This is a genomic window from Bradyrhizobium sp. NBAIM03, from assembly GCF_020194055.1.
Classification (GTDB): Bacteria; Pseudomonadota; Alphaproteobacteria; order Rhizobiales; family Xanthobacteraceae; genus Bradyrhizobium; species Bradyrhizobium yuanmingense.
Genome location: NZ_JADYVS010000016.1, coordinates 141,603 through 156,122 on the forward strand (window position 1 = coordinate 141,603; position 14,520 = coordinate 156,122).

At 66.3% G+C, this 14,520-nt stretch carries 15 protein-coding genes; 6 read left to right on the plus strand and 9 right to left on the minus strand.

What is annotated here, in order from left to right:
• Positions 1–66 precede the first annotated feature (66 nt).
• The 4 genes from I6F21_RS23770 to I6F21_RS23785 form a co-directional block, all read right to left on the minus strand.
• Positions 67–1,092: a Fe(3+) ABC transporter substrate-binding protein gene (locus tag I6F21_RS23770; RefSeq protein ID WP_035998784.1), complete on the minus strand. Its 1,026-nt coding sequence runs from the start codon at positions 1,090–1,092 to the stop codon at positions 67–69.
• A 164-nt stretch (positions 1,093–1,256) separates the two neighbouring features.
• The gene (locus I6F21_RS23775; RefSeq protein ID WP_225183508.1) at positions 1,257–2,135 is read right to left on the minus strand and encodes an SUMF1/EgtB/PvdO family nonheme iron enzyme; all 879 of its coding nucleotides are present in this window, start codon (positions 2,133–2,135) and stop codon (positions 1,257–1,259) included.
• A 58-nt stretch (positions 2,136–2,193) separates the two neighbouring features.
• Entirely contained in the window at positions 2,194–3,291 is a 1,098-nt protein-coding gene (gene nirK, locus I6F21_RS23780; protein WP_225183509.1) for a copper-containing nitrite reductase, read from the minus strand.
• Between the two features lie 301 nt (positions 3,292–3,592).
• Entirely contained in the window at positions 3,593–3,793 is a 201-nt protein-coding gene (locus tag I6F21_RS23785; RefSeq protein ID WP_225183510.1) for a hypothetical protein, read from the minus strand.
• Here I6F21_RS23785 and I6F21_RS23790 point away from each other — a divergent pair.
• The 3 genes from I6F21_RS23790 to I6F21_RS23800 all read left to right on the plus strand — a co-directional run bounded on the left by I6F21_RS23790 (position 3,792) and on the right by I6F21_RS23800 (position 5,687).
• Positions 3,792–3,968, plus strand: coding sequence for a hypothetical protein (locus tag I6F21_RS23790; protein WP_225183511.1), 177 nt, complete (start codon positions 3,792–3,794; stop codon positions 3,966–3,968). The genes I6F21_RS23785 and I6F21_RS23790 overlap by 2 nt on opposite strands.
• Positions 3,958–5,310 (plus strand): oxygen-independent coproporphyrinogen III oxidase, encoded by a 1,353-nt coding sequence (gene hemN / locus I6F21_RS23795; RefSeq protein ID WP_225183512.1) that lies wholly within the window; start codon positions 3,958–3,960, stop codon positions 5,308–5,310. Before I6F21_RS23790 ends, hemN begins: the two co-directional genes overlap by 11 nt.
• Positions 5,311–5,489: 179 nt before the next feature.
• Entirely contained in the window at positions 5,490–5,687 is a 198-nt protein-coding gene (locus tag I6F21_RS23800; protein WP_035998817.1) for a DUF1858 domain-containing protein, read from the plus strand.
• A 105-nt stretch (positions 5,688–5,792) separates the two neighbouring features.
• Here I6F21_RS23800 and I6F21_RS23805 read toward each other — a convergent pair whose 3' ends face one another.
• Entirely contained in the window at positions 5,793–6,503 is a 711-nt protein-coding gene (locus I6F21_RS23805) for a Crp/Fnr family transcriptional regulator (RefSeq protein WP_225183513.1), read from the minus strand.
• 129 nt (positions 6,504–6,632) lie between these two features.
• Between I6F21_RS23805 and I6F21_RS23810 the strand changes: the two genes are divergently transcribed.
• On the plus strand, positions 6,633–7,844 hold the full coding sequence (locus tag I6F21_RS23810; RefSeq protein ID WP_225183514.1) for an NnrS family protein: 1,212 nt from the start codon (positions 6,633–6,635) through the stop codon (positions 7,842–7,844).
• Positions 7,845–7,846: 2 nt separating this feature from the next.
• On the opposite strand, the gene I6F21_RS23815 is transcribed toward I6F21_RS23810, so the two are convergent.
• Complete coding sequence (locus I6F21_RS23815; protein ID WP_225183515.1) at positions 7,847–8,875, minus strand: AraC family transcriptional regulator; 1,029 nt, start codon at positions 8,873–8,875, stop codon at positions 7,847–7,849.
• A 199-nt stretch (positions 8,876–9,074) separates the two neighbouring features.
• On the opposite strand from I6F21_RS23815, the gene I6F21_RS23820 reads away from it, so the two are divergent.
• Together I6F21_RS23820 and I6F21_RS23825 are read left to right on the plus strand one after the other, a co-directional pair.
• Positions 9,075–9,683, plus strand: a complete 609-nt coding sequence (locus tag I6F21_RS23820; protein ID WP_225183516.1) for a response regulator — start codon at positions 9,075–9,077, stop codon at positions 9,681–9,683.
• Positions 9,684–9,862: 179 nt separating this feature from the next.
• On the plus strand, positions 9,863–11,542 hold the full coding sequence (locus I6F21_RS23825) for a mucoidy inhibitor MuiA family protein (protein ID WP_225183517.1): 1,680 nt from the start codon (positions 9,863–9,865) through the stop codon (positions 11,540–11,542).
• A gap of 146 nt (positions 11,543–11,688) precedes the next feature.
• On the opposite strand, the gene I6F21_RS23830 is transcribed toward I6F21_RS23825, so the two are convergent.
• Genes I6F21_RS23830 through I6F21_RS23840 form a run of 3 tightly spaced genes read right to left on the minus strand, consistent with a single transcriptional unit; the run spans position 11,689 to position 14,518 of the window.
• The gene (locus I6F21_RS23830) at positions 11,689–12,489 is read right to left on the minus strand and encodes a heme ABC transporter ATP-binding protein (protein WP_225183518.1); all 801 of its coding nucleotides are present in this window, start codon (positions 12,487–12,489) and stop codon (positions 11,689–11,691) included.
• A complete protein-coding gene (locus I6F21_RS23835) occupies positions 12,486–13,571 on the minus strand; it encodes an iron ABC transporter permease (protein ID WP_225149219.1) in 1,086 nt (361 codons plus the stop codon). Before I6F21_RS23835 ends, I6F21_RS23830 begins: the two co-directional genes overlap by 4 nt.
• Positions 13,568–14,518 carry a hemin ABC transporter substrate-binding protein gene (locus I6F21_RS23840; RefSeq protein WP_225183519.1) on the minus strand — a complete coding sequence of 317 codons (951 nt, stop codon included), beginning with the start codon at positions 14,516–14,518 and terminating at the stop codon, positions 13,568–13,570. Before I6F21_RS23840 ends, I6F21_RS23835 begins: the two co-directional genes overlap by 4 nt.
• Between the last annotated feature and the right edge of the window lie 2 nt (positions 14,519–14,520).

The following is a 14,520-nucleotide window of genomic DNA, read 5'->3' on the forward strand; positions in this document are numbered from 1 at the left end:
CGGCCCCTCGATCGAGGCCGTGTGCTCGTAGCTTCCAGCAGTTCGATAGACGTGGGCCGCCAGAGATCAGTTGTCAAAGCCGACCTTGTCCACCAGCGAGGCCGCAGCCTTGCGGTTGGCGGCGATCTTTGCGATCGGCAACGGATCCGGGACGAGCTTGCCGTAGCCGGCGATGGTCGCATTGACGGCGACACCGCTCCGAACCGGATATTCGTAGTTCTGGTCGGCATACATCTGCTGGGCCTGCTCGCTGACGAGCCACTCGATCAGCTTGGTACCGTTGGCCTTGTTGGGCGCGTTCTTGGCGAGCAGCACGCCGGAGAGGTTGACGTGGGTGCCGCCGCCCTCGAAGGTCGGCAGGATGACGCGGGTCGCCTCCGCCCACGGCTTCTTCTCGGGATCGTTGTTCATCATCAGCGCCCAGTAATAGGTGTTGCCGATGCCGATATCGCATTTGCCGGCGGCGACGTCACGCGCGGCTTCGCGATCGCCGCCCGACGGCTTCTGCGCGAGATTGGCCTTCAGGCCGCGCAGCCATTCCTCGGCCTTGGCTTCGCCGTACTTGGCCGCGTAGGCCGCGAACAGCGCGTTGTTATAGATGTGCTGGCCCGAGCGAATGCAGATCTTGCCCTTCCACTTGGGATCGGCGAGCTCCTCATAGGTGATCTTGTCCTGCTTGACGCGATCCTTCGAGGCATAGATCACGCGCGCGCGCATGGAGATGCCGGCCCAGTGTCCGTCCGGATCGCGATATTGCGCCGGCACGACCTTGTCGACCGCCTCCGACTTGATCGGCTGGGTGACGCCGGCCTGCACGGCCTCGTCGATGCGGCCGATGTCCACCGTCAGCAGCACGTCGGCCGGACTGTTGGCCCCTTCCGCCTTCATGCGCTGCTCCAGACCGGAGCTTGCGGAGACGACGTTGACCTTGATGCCCGTGTCCTTGGTGAACGCATCGAACAGCGGCTGGATCAGCTTGGTCTCGCGGTAGGTATAGACGTTGACCTCGCCATTGGCGGCGGCCTCCGACACGAAAGACGTGGTCAGGCTCAACACCGCCGCAGACGCGGCGAGGACGCGAAGATAGATCATAAGGGCTGCTCCCAGGCGCGAGATTGAACGCCGATTGAGTAGCGCAGGCGGGGGGCCAACGTTAGCGACGCGATGTCGCGAGAGCATAAGCTTAGAGCAATTCCAAAGTATCTTTTAGACTCATTCTAATACTGAAGCGACGGTCATGGGAAATAATTGGCGCCCTATGATCCTGCCGGCCTCATCTTGCTCAGGCGCTGCGAGACGCTGGCCAGCCACGACCTCTCCTCGCGCACCAGGCGGAAGCCGAGATTGGCGGGCGGCACGCCCTGGGCGCAGCCGCCGGCACGGGCGTCGCGGATGAAGTCGGTGACATAGGCGCGGTGCGCACCCTCGGCGACGCGCACGCCGCAATTCACGGTCGCGCGGCCGGGATTGCCGGAATCATCGACACGCGAGCGCACGAAGCACGTCGCGGTCCACTCCCAGATATTGCCGGCGAGGTCTTCGACGCCATGCTCGTTCGGGCCGAACTTGCCGAAGCGATGAGCCGTGGTGTCGGAGAGGTCGCGTTCGGATTCGCGCTCATAGCGGCTGATCCAGCGCTTCGAAGGGTCGCTTGCATCGACCGGTACCCCGTCATCCCGGAATCTGGAGCCGGCGGCAAAGGCCCATTCCTCGTCGCTCGGCAGGCGGTATTGATGGCCGGTCTCGCGCGATAGCCAGCCTGCGTAGGCCTCGGCATCGTGCCAGCTCACCTGCACTGCTGGGCGATCGGGGGCGATTGCGACGTCGCGATCGAGTGCGCGGCAGGCGCCATCCTGCACGCAATGCTGATAGTCGGATGAAGCGACCTGATTCCGCATGATGCGCAGCGGCCGGTTGATCCGGATGGTGCGCATCGGCGCTTCCGCCTGCTGTCCGCCGCGGGTGAAATCGCCGGCCTCGCGATAGGCGAAGCTGCCCGGGGCGACCTCGACCAAGGCCGGCTCGCCGACGGCATGGCGCATCGTCAGCTCCGAGACCAGAGGCGCAACGGCCAGCGGCCCCGCAAGCCCGGCCGCGCAGGCAAGTGCCAGCTTGAGCTTGAATGCGATCAGCACAATCATTCCTCCGCAGAAGGAAAAAAGGGGCCGGCGATGACCGGCCCCTTCGTCGCGTCTAGTTGGTGCTGGCGGGAGGTATTTCGGCAGGCGCCTTCACTTGCATCATCAGATCGTCGTTCCACTTGCCTTCGACCTTGAAGTGCGCGGTGGCGCCGAGACTGGCCGCCTCGATCAGGTTATGCGTGACATAGGCGTAGATGCCGGGCTGCTGGAACTTGTACAGCGCAGCTCCCGCCGAGCCGCCGCGGATGAACCAGGTCTCGAGCCCGACCTCGGGCGCGTTGCCGAACTTGCCGGTCTCCCAGACATAGTCCCCGTGGCCACCGATCAGATGCGGACGGCTGTCGCGATTGGCCTGCGAGTGCACGATCAGCACGTTCTCGCCGACCTTCGCGGTGAGCGCGTTCTTGCCGGTGAGCGCGCCAACCTTGCCGTTGAACACGACGTGGGTCGGGGTCAGCTTCTTCATCACCTCTTCGGTCTCGGTGAAGGCTTCGCCCGGCGATTCGTAGGACTTGAAATTGCCCTTCTCGTCGCGCGGCACGTACATGTCCTGCTCGCCGATATAGTAGATCTTGTCGTATTTCAGCGCGCGGCCCTTGCCGTCGTTCAGCCCCTCACGCGGCAGCACCATCACGGCACCGTTCATGCCCGAGACGACGTGCCAGGGGGTCATCGGGCCGCCCGGTGCGCAGTGATACACGAACACGCCGGTCTTGGTCGCCTTCCAGCGCAGCACGACCTGCTCGCCGGGATTGATGAGCGTGAGCTCGCCGCCGCCGAGCGCGCCGGTCGCGGAATGGAAGTCGATGTTGTGCGGCATGGTGTTCGTCGCGGGATTGACTAGTGTCAGCTCGACATAGTCACCCTCGTGCACGACCATGAGCGGGCCCGGCATCGAGCCGTTGAACGTCATCGCCTGGAAGGTGGTGCCCTTGTCGTCGATGACGAATTTCTTCTCCTCGATCGTCATCCTGAACTCGACGATCTTGGGGCCCTGTGTCGTGGCCTGCTCGTGCGCGTGCACGAAGGGCGGAGCGACCAGCTCTACCTTCTGACGCGGCAGCTTGAGATCGCCGGCGGCGAAAGCCGGGATCGCCAACATCAGGGCGGTCGCGGCGGCGCTGATCAATGCGGCTCTGCGGGTGAACATCGGAAGCATCCTTCATCTGAAATGGTTTTGATGACGGAGTGCAGTGTGCGCCGATTGCGGCAAGCGTGTTTGTGCTGCGACAAGCTTCCGCCGGATCGCGTTCGGCAACATGACCTAGATTTCTCGAAGGAGCGGGATCGGCGATGGCAACTCACCGCGTCCGCAGGCGCGATGCCGATCGAGGCCGAGCGTCAACTCAGCGGCAACTCGTTTGCATGTTCAAGCTGGATGACGATCTCGGTTGCCCCGCTCATGCGCGTGGACGAGATCGCAAGACAGGCCTTGGCGAAGGCGCGTCCGTTCAGAGCAGGTTCACGGCGAGCCAGACCAATCCCCAGATCGCCAATGACAGCGCGACGAAGACGGCGATCGCGGCCGCCAGGGCGCGCACCGCGCCGGCGGGGGCCGGCGCGGCCGGGGCCAGCCGGAAGTCGTCGAAACGCGGGATATGGCCGCGGACGTCGAGCAGGGAGAGAATGAGTTCGAGTGCGAAAAGCCTCATGGCGAACGCTCCGGATGGCCGCGATTTTTTCTCACCATGGCCGGGAACCGGTATCCGCGCTTTGCGCGAGCGCAAAGCCGCGTCCGCCGATCCGGGTTATTTGAATCATTCCGTGATTTGCCGCGATGTCTCGCGCGCGGCGGGCATTTACGAATGGGTAACTTATGAGAGCTGATCTTGCGGCGATCTACGGCGAGGAACGCCTGCCACGCTATACCAGCTATCCGACCGCACCGCATTTCACGCCGGCGATCGGTCCGGACGCCTATGCCCGCTGGCTGGCGGAGCTGCCCGTGGCCGCCAGCGCCTCGCTCTATCTGCACGTGCCGTTCTGCCGCGAGATGTGCTGGTACTGCGGCTGCCATACCCAGATCGTCCGCCGCGACGAACTGATCGCCGGCTACCAGCGGACGCTGCGCAGAGAGATCGCGCTGACGGCCGAAACCATCGGCCACCGCATCAAGGTCGAGCACATTCATTTCGGCGGCGGTACGCCGACGATCATGGCGCCGGACGCCTTTGCCGAGCTGATGGCGACGATGCGCCAGGAATTCTTCGTGCTGCCCTCGGCGGAAATCGCGGTCGAGATCGATCCCCGTACATTGAGCGCGGACATGGTCGAGGCGATGCGGCTCTCCGGCGTCAACCGCGCGAGCCTCGGCGTGCAGAGCTTCGACCCGGTGGTGCAGCGGGCGATCAACCGTGTGCAGAGCTTCGCGCAGACGGCCTCCGTGGTCGAGATGCTCCGCGGCGCTGCGATCGAGGGTGTCAACTTCGACCTGATCTACGGACTGCCGCACCAGACAGTGGCTTCGTGCCTGGAGACGGTGCGACGCAGCCTCGCGCTTTCACCCAGCCGCTTCTCGGTGTTCGGCTATGCTCACGTGCCAGCCTTCAAGAAGCACCAGCGCATGATCAATGAAGGCGTGTTGCCCGACGGCCTTGCGCGCCACGACCAGGCCTGCGCCATCGCCAATGCCTTGAAAGAGGCCGGCTACGTGCAGATCGGGCTCGATCATTTCGCGCGGCCCGACGATGCCATGGCCGTGGCGTTCGAGCAGGGCACGCTGCGGCGCAACTTCCAGGGCTACACCACCGACCGGAGCGAAGTCCTGCTCGGCTTCGGCGCCAGCGCGATCGGGCACCTGCCGCAGGGCTATGTCCAGAACGAGGTGCAGATCGGCGCCTATGCGCAGAGCATTGGTGCCGGCCGCCTCGCCACCGCGAAGGGTTACGGCCTCACCGATGACGACCGGCTGCGCGCCGACATTATCGAACGCATCATGTGCGAGTTCGGTGCCGATCTCGGTGACATCTGCGCGCGCCATGGCGCGGAGGCCGGCGCCATGCTGAAATCTGCCTCGCGTCTGAAGCCGCTGATTTCCGACGGCGTCGTGAGGGTGGAGGGCGATCGACTCGCTGTCGCCAAGGACTCGCGCTTCCTGGTCCGCAGCGTCGCCGCTGCGTTCGATGCGCATCTGGATCCAGGCAAGCAGTTGCACAGTCGGGCGGTGTAGCCCGCCGTCATTCCGGGGCGCGCCTCTTGGCGCGAACCCGGAATCCATTTCACTGCACTGGTTGCTGCTCGATGGATTCCGGGTTCACGCTACGCGCGCCCCGCAATGACGAGCCAGCTTGCGCTCCAACAAAGAAACTCGGTCCCGCGTCGCTATCGTCGATCGGAATGGAGTTGTCCATGTCCTTCCGATCCGACGATCTGGTCGATGACATCATGCATTCGGCGCCGCACACGATCCGCGTGTTTCTCGCCTTCAGGATGGCTTGCGTCGGCTGTCCGATCGCGACCTTCCACACGGTCGATGACGCCTGCCGCGAGCATGGCATTGACCGCGACAAGTTCCTCGCCGCGCTGATCGAGTGCGTGCCGGCGTGAAACGATCAGGAATCGCGCAGGTGTGCGTGGGTTCCCGGATGATGAGCGCGCTTTCGCCGTAAGCGGAAGCGCGCCTCATCCCTGACTTGAGCAGAGAGGTGTCTCTCACGCCGTGCCGCTGTCGACGCTCCGCTCCGCCAGAACCACAATCTTGTGCGGCTCGCGCAGAATGATGCGCTGGCGGCCGCTCTCGACCAGGCCCTGGCTCTCCCAGCCGCTCAGGATGCGGCTGACGGTGTGCAGCGTGGTGCCCGTCATCTGCGCGATGTCCTGGCGGCTGATCGGGAAGTCGATCTCGATGCCGTGGTCGAGCTTCTTGCCGGATTGCTTGGCGAGGCGAAGCAGCGCGTGCGCGACGCGTTGCTCGACCTGCTGGGTCGACATTTCCAGGATGCGGGTGTGACTTTCCTGCAGCCGCGTGCCGACGGTCTGGAGCGTGTTGACGGCAAGCGCCGGAAACCGCTCGATCAGCCGCGGCCAGGCCGAAGTCGGCCAGATCAGCACGACGCTGTCGTCGACCGCCATGGCCGTCGCCGGATACCGCGCGGCTCCGATCGCCATCGCGAGCCCGAACGTCTCGCCGGGCGTGACATAGCGCACCACGATCTGCTCGCCGGCAGGTGTGGTCTTGGCCGCGCGGACATGGCCGTGCAGCAGCAGGAAGAAGGACTGCGCGTCCGCTCCCTGCTCGAAGATCGCACTGTTCTTGGGATAGCGCGCCGAGCGGGCCTCACGCAGGATCTCGTCCAGAGCTTCCGGCGTCATCCCCGCAAACAGCGGCAAATGCGCAACCAGCGATGTGTCGACCTTGGCCATTCTGCCTCCCCTGGCATCAGGGAGTGTGATGGCACCTGCAATCGTCAGGTAGTTTGCGTTAGCGCAAAACGAGGCCGCCCGGTGGCAGTATTTTTCCAAGCAACAGTCTGATTTGATTGGAGTTGACCCATGGCTGGCGCTCGATCCCGCAACTTTGCGGGCTGGCCGCTGTTTGCGAACAGCTTTCGCCCCTTTTTCCTGCTCGCCGCAATCCAGGCGGCGTTGTCGATCCTGGTCTGGCTGCCGATGTTCTACGGCGAATTGCCGGTGAGCTCCGCATTCGCGCCGCGCGACTGGCACATCCACGAGATGCTCTATGGCTTCCTGCCGGCCGTCATCACCGGCTTCCTCTTCACCGCCATCCCGAACTGGACGGGGCGCCTGCCGATCCAGGGCGCGCCGCTCGCAGGCTTGGTGACGGTCTGGCTTGCCGGACGCGTCGCGGTGACGCTGTCGGCGAATACCGGTTGGACGTTTGCACTGGTCGTCGATGCCGCGTTCCTGGCATTGGTCGTTGCCGCCGCAACGCGCGAGATCATCGCGGGCGGCAACTGGCGCAACCTGCCGGTGGTGGGGCTGGTGCTGGTTCTGCTCGCCGGCAACGTCGCCTTCCATGTCGAGACGCATTACGCAGGCGCGGCCGACGTCAGCATCCGCGTCGGCATCGGCGTGGTCGTCCTGCTGATCGGCTTGATCGGCGGCCGCATCATTCCGAGCTTCACCCGCAACTGGCTGGTCAAGTTCAATCCCGGCCGCCTGCCGGTGCCGTTCGGACGATTCGATGGCGCGGTGATCGGCTTGAGCGCGCTGGCGCTGATCGCATGGATCGCGGCACCGCTGAACATGATCACCGGCGTCGCGATGGCGGCAGTCGGCGTGCTGCATCTGGTTCGGCTTGCACGCTGGGCCGGCGACCGCACTACGCGGGAGCGGCTGCTGCTGATCCTGCATGTCGGTTATGTCTTCGTGCCGCTCGGCTTCATCCTGAACGCTGTGGCCGCCTTCGGCGAGCTGCCGCCGAGCGCCGGCATCCATGCCTGGTTGGCGGGTGCTGCGGGAACGATGACGCTCGCGGTGATGACCCGCGCCAGCCTCGGCCATACCGGACAGGCGCTGACGGCTTCGCCGGCGGTCCAGGCAATCTATGCTGCAATCGTCATCGCGGCTCTGGCCCGAATCGGTGCCGTCGTGTTGCCCGCGTATGGCGACGTGCTGCTGTACGTCGCTGCCTGCGGCTGGATCCTCGCCTTCCTCGGATTTGCCGTCGCGTTCGGTCCGCTGCTCGCCGGCAGCGGGCGGCGGGCGCTCGCCACGATGGGCGTGCCCGCCCCCGCGCGCTGAAGTCAGGCTGCACCTGCCGAGGGCGGTGCGGAGCGAGGCCGCACGCCCTTGCGCCAATCGGTGATGGTGCAGCCGAAGCGGCCGCGAAACCAGCGCGCCATGGCGCTCTGCGCGGAGAAGCCGAGCTGCACCGCGATGTCGGCCAGCGGCCGGGTGTGATCCTCGATCAGCTGCACCACGAGATCGGCGCGCTGCGCGTCCAGGATGGCCGAGAAGCTGGTGCCCGATGCGGCGAGGCGGCGGTGGATGGTGCGGCGGGTGCAGGCCAGATGCTCGGCGACGCGCTCGACCGTGCAATCGCCGCTGGCGAGCAGGGTCCGCACCACCTCGTCGACCTTCGCCTCCCAGCTTGCCGGCCTGCTCTCGATCGCCTCGATCCGCTTGCGCAAGTAACTCGCGATCAAGGGATGCGCGCTTGGGATCCGGCGCTGCATGTCGTGCGCCGACAACAGGATCGCATCGTCGTCCGCATTGAAGATCACCCGGCAGCCGAAGAAGTCGCGGTAGCGCTTGCGGTCGAGCGGCTGCGGGTAGTGCAGATGCACCTCCAGCGGCCGCCAATCGCTGCCGAACAGCGACTGGATGATGCGGTGAACGCTGCCGAGGGCCATGTCGATCGACTGCCGCGGCGCGCGCGGCCGTCGGCCGCGCAGGTACAGCGTGATGGTCACGGTCCGCTCGTCGCGCGTGACGTCGAGCCGCATGCCGTCATGATGGATGTGGATGAAACGCGAGAACGCCTCGATCGCTTCGCCGACGGTCGCCTGTTCGCGCACGATTAGGCCGACCGCGCCGAAATTAGTGAGGCCGCCGCGCTCGGCGAGACGCAGGCCGAAATCCTCTGCACCGGACGCCTTTGCCGATAGTTCGAGCAGGCGGCGCAGGCCGGTGACGGCGATGGGGATGTCCGGCTGGTCGAGGCAGGCCAGCGGGAGCCTGACCTTGCGCATCATCTGGCTGGGGTCCAGCCCGACCGACCGCGCGACCTCGGGGTAACAGCTCAAGCCAGCGCTGCGAATGAGGTCGGTCATGCAAACCGTTCCTGCCAGCCATACCCGCAGATGTCCCGAAATGTAAAGTTTCTGTCTCAATACGTCAAATCGGGGAACCCGGTGGCGCATACATAAGGAAAACCGATGCACTGGCGTGAATGCCGTGCGCATTGACGGCGGGCGCGACGGGGCCCGGCCGTCTCGGGCCATTTGACCAAGACATTGCTGGATCGGGACTATGCCGGGGAACATGCATTCCAAGGGCGAGGTATTCGTCATCGACGCTGACGCCGCCTTCCGCGAACAACTTTCCGCCGCGCTCGAACAGAGCGCCTATGACGTGATCTGCTTTGCCGATGGTGCCTCTCTGCTCTCGGAAGCCAAGACGCGGATGCCGGCCTGTGTGCTGCTGGAAATGCCGCCGGATCGCTCCGCTCTCGAGGTGCTCAGGCAGCTGCGCGAGGAGAATTGCATGGCGCCGGTGCTGGTGACGTCGGCGAATGGCAGCATCGCCATGGCGGTTGACGCCATCAAGAGCGGCGCGACCGACTTCATCGAAAAGCCGTTCCGCACCCACGACATCGTCAACCGGATCGATGCCGCCATCGATCAATTCGCGCAACCCGGGGCGATCGGGCAACGCTGGCTGCCGGGCTGTGAGCCTCTGACCGCGCGCGAAGCCGACGTGCTCGAGCATCTTGCCGCCGGCCTCACCAACAAGGGGATCGCCCGGCGGATGCATCTGAGCGCGCGGACGGTCGAAGGTTACCGTGCCAGCGTCCTGAAGAAGGCCGGCGCCAAGAACGTGACCGATCTGCTCCGGCGCATTTTCGGTCAGGGCTCTTAGGCCCAGGCCTGAAGCCGCCCGGACCACCGAGCCTTCCACAGACATGGTGCCGCCGCGGCGGCGCCCCACGGAAGTCTCAATCGAACCGGTTCCTTCCCTGCCGCGTCCAACCACGATGGCGAGGCATCTCATCGCGCGCGTCCGGCTGGCGGCGCGGCGATACCGGCAGGAGGGACTTTATGGGCATCACCGCAAGATATTTGGCAGCCACGGGCCTGGTCCTGGTGACCACGGCGCTCGCATCGCCGTTATGGGCGGCCAATGTGGACGCCAATTCGACGATCGACACGGTCACCGTCTATCCCGACGGTGCCACCGTCACCCGCGTCATTTCGCTAGATCTCGCCTCCGGCGATTCGACATTGGTGGCCAAGGATTTTCCGCTCTCGCTCGATCCATCTTCCCTCCGCGTCGAAGGCGAGGCGGGCGCCAAGCTCACCATCGGCACGATCGACGCACGCCCACCGAAGGCCGCGCCGCCGGTCAACCTGCCCGAGCTCGACAAGCGCATCGAAGCGCTGAGGGATCAACGGGCCGACCTGCAGGGTGCGATCGACTCGGCCAATGCCCGGCGCAAGTTCGCGCAGCATTTTGCCGAGGCGTCGCCGGCCGGCCTCGGCGAGAAGGGCGAGGCGCGCCCGATTGCTGAATGGCGCGCGGCCTTTGCCGCGGTCGCCGAGGAGATCGCGACCGCCGACAGCGCAATTCGCGATGCCACGCGAAAACAGCGCGAGCTCGACCGCCAGATCGCGCAACTGGAAGCCGAGCGCTCGGCCAAGCCGCCGAGCAAGCTGGAAGTGCGGATCGACGTCGCCTCGGCCGCCGCGACCAAGGCGACGCTGCGCGTGACCTATGCCGTGCGCAACGCGCGCTGGGTGCCGCTCTACGATGCGCGGCTCGATACCGGCGCCAAGGATCGCAAGCCGCAGCTCGAACTGGTTCGTCGCGCCGAGGTGACGCAGGCCACCGGCGAGGACTGGTCGAACGTGACGCTCGGCGTCTCCACCGTGCGCATCAGCCGCGGCGGCAGTGCTCCGGAGCTGCATTCGCTGATCGCGCAATATCCACAAGTGCCGAAGCCCATGGCCCTTGGCACGGCCTCGGATCTAGCGCGGCCTGCGCCAACTGTTCGCCAGCGCTCCTACGAGCCCATGTCCAAGGCTGCCGAAGCGACCGAGTCGCGCGAGCGCGCCGACGAGCAGCAAGCGGTCGCCGAGATCGGCGACTTCCAGGCCACCTTCAGAATTCCCGGCCGCGTCAGTCTCGGCGCCGCCGAGGGCGCCAAGAGCCTGCGGATCGCTTCGGTCAATGTGCCCGCCGATCTCGCGGTGCGCGCCGCGCCGGTGCTGGATCCGACCGCGTTCCTCGAAGCCAGCTTCAAGCAGACCGACGAAACCACCCTGCTGCCGGGCAAGGTCGCGATCTACCGCGACGGCACCTTCGTCGGCCGCGGCAAGATCACCGCATCCGCCAAGGACGATATCGTGCGGCTCGGGTTCGGCGCCGACGACAAGGTGAGAATCGAACGCGCGGTGCTCAAGCGCAACGAAGGCTCGGCAGGCCTCCTGGTCACGACGTCGAAGACCGACGAGCGTTCGTTCAAGACCACGATCCGCAACGGGCATGATTTTCCGATTCGCGTCGCGATCGAGGATCAGCTGCCGGTCAGCGAGAACGAGGACATCGTCGTCGAGATGCTGCCCTCGAGCACCCAACCGACCGCAAGCAACATTCGGGACAAGCGCGGCGTGCTGGAATGGTCTTTTGACGCCAAGCCTGGCGAGGCCCGCGACATCAACTTCGCCTGGCGCATCCGCTGGCCGAAGGACAAGAGCATGGTGATCGTCCCGGCGGGGTAGCCCCGGTCGCCGCCACAAAGGAGGTGGGCTCCCTCTCCCGCTTGCGGGAGAGGGCTGGGGTGAGGGCTCTCTCCTCTGGGAGATTGTCCCGTTGTGGAGACACCCTCTCCCCAACCCTCGCCCGCAAGCGGGGAGGGAGCGCACCTTCACCGTGGCGGCAAAGCCGCCCGCATCGACTGCGGCAGCACATACGGCACGCCGTCGGCTTGATGCACGAGCGCGTCGATCTCGAAGATATCCCGGATCCTCTCCGGCGTGACGACCTGGGCGCGCGGGCCGTCCGCGGCGAGCCTGCCGCCGGCCAGCACGACCAACCGGTCGGCGAAGCGGATCGCGAGATTGAGATCGTGCAGGATCGCGATGACGGCGGTGCCGGCAGCCGCGCGGCGGCGCGCCGCATCGACGAGGTCGATCTGGTGACGCAGATCGAGGCTCGAGGTCGGCTCGTCCAGCAGCAAGAGCCCAGGGCCGTGCTCGGCCTCGCCGCAGGCGAGCTGCACCAGCACGCGGGCGAAATGAGCGCGCTGCTGCTCGCCGCCCGACAGCGTCGGCAATTGCCGCTCGCGGAAATGCGACAGTCCGACCTCGTCCAGCGCGGCGTCGACGAGCGGGCCGGCCTCGCGCAAGCTGCGCTCGCCCGCGCCCATCAGCACGATCTCCTCGACGGTGAAGGGGAAGGTGACGTTGATGTGCTGAGACAGCATTGCACGGCGCGCGGCGAGCTCGCGCGGCGCGAAGCTGCCGATGTCGCGCTGCTTGAGCCGCACCTCGCCGGCGCTCGGGCGGAGATCGCCGGAGAGCAGCCGCAGCAGCGTCGACTTGCCGGCGCCGTTCGGGCCGATGATGGCGATCATCTCGCCGGCCGCAACCGTTAGGCCGACGCCGTCAAGCAATGTCGCGCGGCCGGCGCGCTTGCCTAGGTGTCGTGCATCGAGCACTGCGGTCATAGCGCGGCGAGCCCGCGCTGCCGCAGCAGGATGAAGAGAAAGACGGGTGCGCCGACGGCCGCCGTCAGGATGCCGATCGGCATCTCCGCGGGCGCCACGATGGTCCGCGCCAGCGTGTCGGCCCCGACCATCAGGATCGCGCCTGATAGCACCGAGGCCGGCAGCAGCAGGCGATGCGCCGGGCCGATCACGAGACGGAGCAGATGCGGCACGACGATGCCGACGAAGCCGATCACGCCGCTGATCGACACCGCGACGCCGGTCATGGCCGAGACCATCACGATCGAGATCCGCTTCAGGCGCTCGACGTCGACGCCGCCGTGAAAGGCGTCGGCCTCGCCGAGCACCAGCAGGTCGAGGCCGCGCGCGATGAAGGCGCAGCCTGCGAGTCCGGCAATGAGCACCGGCGCGAGCACGGCGGCCTTGGTCCAGGTCGCGCCGCTCATCGAGCCCAGCATCCAGAACGTGATGTCGCGCAGCTGACGGTCATCGGCGATGAATACCAGCAGGCCAATGCCCGCATTGGCAATCGCGGTGATGGCGACGCCGGCGAGCAGGAAGATCGCGATCGAGGTGCGTCCCGAGCGGCTGGAGATGCCGTAGAGGATTGTGGTGGTCGCCAGCGAACCTGCGAAAGCCGCGAGGGGCAACAGCTCGGTCTGGAGAAAGCGCAGCGCCTCGCCGAAGCGGGAATCGGTGAAGACGATCGCGCTCGCGGCTGCGAGCGCGCCGCCACTGGAGACGCCGACCAGGGCGGGATCGGCGAGCGGGTTGCGAAACAGCCCCTGCATGATCGCGCCGGCCGCGGCAAGCAGGCCGCCGATCATCGCCGCCGCCGCGATCCGGGGAATGCGGATCGACCACAGCACGAGCTGGTCGCGGGCCGTCATGGCCGCGCTTTCGCCGGCCAAGCCCAGCGCGGCTGGCAGCCGGGAGAGCGGGATGCCGGCGGCGCCGACCGTCAGGGCGGCGATCGCGGTGACCAGGAGCACCACGAGCAGAAGGGGAATCGCGAACGATGCTGCTCGCCGTCCCGCGCTGTGTCGCGGGCTCCGTGTTTCGATCCCGGCGGCCACGCTCATTGCCGGCAATTCGCCGTCGACAGCGCCGACGCGAACGCGCCGCCCTCGGCCAAGGCCGGATAGAGCTTGACTGAGAGATCGCGCGCCGCTGCCGCGGTGCGCGGCCCGAAGCCGAGCAGATAAAGCCCATCCATGCTGATGAAGCTCTTGTTGGCGGCGACCGGCGTCAGCGCAAAGCCGGGGTGCGTGTAGACTGCATCGGCCTGCAGCGAATCCTTGCCGCGCTCGATCGACAGCACGACATCGGGCTTTGCGGCCACGATCGCCTCGTCGCTGATGACCTTGTAACCATCGTAATCCTCGACCGCGTTGGCCGCGCCCGCGAGCTGGATGATCTCATCCGCCGCGGTCTTGTGGCCCGCCACCATCGCCCGCCCGTTCTGGAGCGACATCACGAACATCACCCGCACCGGCTTCGTCACCTTGGCGCGCAGGGCACGGAGCTGTGCAAGATCGGCGCCGACCGCGGCGCTGAGACATTCGGCACGCGCATCGACGCCCATGGCGTGGCCGACCAGCTTGATCTTCTCGATCAGGCCTTCCTCGGAAAAGGTCTCGGGCACCAGCACCAGCGGCACCTTCGCCGTCTCCAGGATGTCCATGGTCTCGCGTGGGCCCGAGCCCTGGATCGCCAGGATCAGCGTCGGGTTGAGACCGAGCACGCCTTCGGCCGAGATCTGGCGCACGTAGCCGACATTCGGCTTGTCTTGCAGTGCCGCCGCCGGATAGAGGCTCGTCGTGTCGACGCCGACCAGCCGGCTTTCCAATCCCAGCGCATAGAGGATCTCGGTGATGGCGCCGCCGATCGACACCGTGCGGGCAAAATCGGTAACAGTGACGTGGCGATTGCGCGCGTCATGCACGGTGATGCCCGCGGCGTGCGCAGCAGACGCGAACGCGAGTCCGCCGGAGAGCAGGAGACGGGTGAGGGTGCGGCAACATGTCATTG